The organism is Actinoplanes sp. ATCC 53533 (assembly GCF_003947245.1).
Window position 1 is genome coordinate 1 of record NZ_QHHV01000560.1, and the last position, 965, is coordinate 965.

General features: G+C 65.4%; 1 protein-coding gene. It reads right to left on the minus strand.

Annotated elements, in window-relative coordinates; all coding sequences use genetic code 11:
• On the minus strand, positions 1 to 965 hold a 965-nt coding region (locus tag DMB66_RS60015; RefSeq protein WP_148112985.1), incomplete at both ends, for a Rieske 2Fe-2S domain-containing protein.

Below are 965 nucleotides of genomic sequence, written 5' to 3' on the forward strand. Positions count from 1 at the left end.
CCAGCCGTGCAGCTGGCAGGTCAGCGTGTTGCCGTCGAGCACTCCGAAGCGGGACAGGTCGGCCTTCAGGTGCGGGCAGCGGCGCTGCACGTTCCAGTCGCCGATCGTGGTGTCCTCGGCGTCGACGGAGCGCTCGTGCTCGTCGTACCAGCCCTCGGCGTACTGCAAGCGTTCCTCGGAGAGGCACTTGAAGAAGGCGTAGACGAACTCGTTGTACTGCCCGATCCGCGCCGCCGAGAAGCGGCAGGACAGGAAGAGCGAGTTCACCCAGTCGCCCTCGTCGATGAAGATCAGGTGCTCGATCAGGGCGCGGCCGGTCTTGAAGCGGTAGCGGACCTTCTCGTCGCCGTACGGCCGGACCTGCTTGCCCGGGAAGTCCACGACGATCGACTCGACGACCTCGCCGCCCGAGCCGAACGAGTCCGTCAGGTCGAAGCGGACCGGGCCGCCGACCCCGTTGGCCATCAAGAGGGACTCCTCGAGGAGGGGCTCGATGCGCTTCTTCAGCTCGCCCAGCACGTCGATCTCCGGGTGCCGCCAGGACGCCTTCTCCGCCGCGATGATCGGCGCCTTACGCTCACGCATCTCCTCGAGGTGCGCCTTCTTGTTGGCGAAGAACTCATCCACATCCGTCGGGTGCGTGGTCTCGATGGACTCCGCCGCCAGCGTCGTGACGCTGCCCGGCAACAGGACCACGGCGTTGGTGCCGCCCACCTTCGCGTACTCGCTCAGGAACACCGACTGATCGGGGAAGATGTTTCCCTCGTCACCATGGATGTCGTTGAACTGCCACAACTCGTCATCCAGGAAACACGGCGGGCCCGCGATCGGGAAGACATGGTCGGCCTTCAGATCATCGATATAGCGCCAGGTGCGGTCGAACTGGCGGTCACGCTTCTGCTTACCGAACGCCGTCTTCGCCGCCTGCGGCAGCTCGTAGACCATCGGATACCAGATCGCCCCGG